The sequence below is a fragment of the Stenotrophomonas sp. Ste96 genome (assembly GCF_024519495.1).
Lineage (GTDB): Bacteria > Pseudomonadota > Gammaproteobacteria > Xanthomonadales > Xanthomonadaceae > Stenotrophomonas > Stenotrophomonas bentonitica_A.
In genome coordinates, this window is record NZ_JALJRX010000025.1 from 1 (window position 1) to 2,192 (window position 2,192).

The window sequence follows — 2,192 nt, forward strand, 5'->3', positions numbered from 1 at the left end:
CGGAATGCGAAGTACAGCTTGTTCTTCCGGCTGTAGGTGCCCAGCCGGCGCAGGATCGAGGACGCGGTGATCTTGCCCAATCGGATTGAGATCACCACCCGCAGCATGTCGTGAAGATGGGTGGCGATCAGTTGCCAGTCGATGCTGTCCCCGAACAGTGCCTGGATGTTTTTATAGGCCCTGCCCGGTTCGGGCCGGAAGAATGTCAGGTCCTTGATGTTTCGGATTCTGGGCATCAGCTGGATGCCCAGCATGTGGGCCAAGCCGAAGACCGGATAGCTTTGGGCCTGCGTGTCGCCATGGACGATCTCAGGCTGGATGTCGGAAGTGTTGGCCAACAGGCCGTCCAGGATGTAGATGCCCTCGTGCACGCCACAGGGAATGAAGTGGCTGAAGAGCGCCACGTATTTATCGGACACATGGTAGTAGCCGATGCCACCGTAGCCGCCGTAGCGGATGTGATACTCCGACAGCAGGTTGTCCTCGTAGACGCTCCACTTCGTGCCATCAGCTGATGCGCTCTTGCCGCTGCCCCAATAGCCAGGCAGGTCGAATTTGTTGTAGGTATTGATGACCTCCACGATGGCCTTCTCAAGCACATCCTCGGTCACGTATTTCAGGTTTAGCCAAGCGACTTGGCGCCGGCTGAAGCCCTTGATCGACCGCGCCGTCTGCGTCGGCCCCAGGTTGCAGCCATAGCAAAATAGCGTGGTGATCACACGTCGGGGCAGATCTTCGACCTGGCTCTCGGTGCCGGCGATCGGGCGGAAGAAACGGTGCAGATCCAGCCATTGGCTGGCATCGATCAGGACATCGACGATGCTGGATTCTGGAAGCCGTTCGGCGATGAGGCGATCCACGGTGGTAATCGCGCTGGAGACTTCGGCGCGTTGCCCCTTCCGCAGCACCAGGCGCCCATCCAGGATGTCCGCATGTACGTTCTCCGGGAAACGCGCGTCGACCTCATCGGCCAGGGAGGTCAGTTGTGCACGTAATCCCGCCACGAAAGACTCGGCGTCGGTGGGCAGGCCTGACACCTGGCCGTAGGCTTCCAGTTCCTGGGCCAAGGTGGCTTCATCGACCAGCTGCTCACGGTAGTCATCAAACCGTTCGCTGCTGGGAATGAAGAGATCTCCGGACTTCAGTTCGTCCTTGACCTGCACCAGCACGGCCAGCTCGAAGTACTTACGGTGCATCCAGCCGGCGCCGGCTGCACTGGCCCGCTTGCCGAACACGTGCTGACGCCAGAGCTTGGACATCCAGTCAAAGTCCTTTTCCGGGTCCAAACCGAGGGAGGCGACCTCGATCAGCTCACGGCGCTGGTTGCGCAGCGAGAGCACCGCTGCGATCAGCGGCTCCATGCCGGCGTCGTGGCTGGTCGCCCGAAGTTTCATCAGCTCCAGCCCATTGAACAGCAGCGGCCTGACCGCGCCATAGGGCTGCAGCATGAATGGCAGGTAGTTCTTCCCGGCGTAGGCCATATGTTCTTCGCATTCGGCCAGCAAGGTCGACACTTCCGCTTCCAGGCTGTTGTCGATGGCATCCACGCGCTGACTATCGCTGCCGTCGAGCTGATAGGCCTGTAGGATTTCCTTGAGCTGGCCGATGAGGAAGTCGGCCCGTTTGGCATGTTCGAGCTGGTAGGCCAGCAATTTCTGCTGGGCCGTGTTCTCCAGCCCGCGCACCTGCTTGATGAACAACTCGGCTGCATCATCCAGTGTCTTGGCATGCTGGGCGCGAATGAAGATGGTGGCCAGCGCATAGCGCTTGTCCGGAGCCAGTTCGGCCAGCTCGCTGGCGTCATAGGCCCGAGCCATCGCACGGAACTGCTTGAGCTTGGGCACCGGCACATCAATGGGAGGCAGCTGGTCGGCCAACTGCTGCAGCATGCGGATGTGCTGCAGATAGAACCGGACCTCTTTGTTGGTCGGCCGGCCAGGCTCGCGCTTGAGCGAATGCCAGCCGGTAAATTTGGATCCTTCCGGTGCGCGCAGTAGCTCATCAATCAGCGTGCGCGTGGCAGGCGTCAGTGCGTGGCTGATACTGCGGTAGTAGCCCAGGTTGACCCGTTCGCGCGCCCCGATAGCGGCCATCTCAAGGGTCCGGAAGACTGGTAGCTCGTAGCGATGGTGCACCAGCTCTTCGAGCAGGACGTTCACGATGTCCGGGATGGTGTGCTTGGTCTGGGCTGC

At 60.7% G+C, this 2,192-nt stretch carries 1 protein-coding gene; it reads right to left on the reverse strand.

The genetic code is table 11. The annotated features are described in order from the left end of the window. Positions 1-2,192: Tn3 family transposase (locus tag OC373_RS18625; protein WP_261998266.1), on the reverse strand; the 2,192-nt coding region annotated here is incomplete at both ends.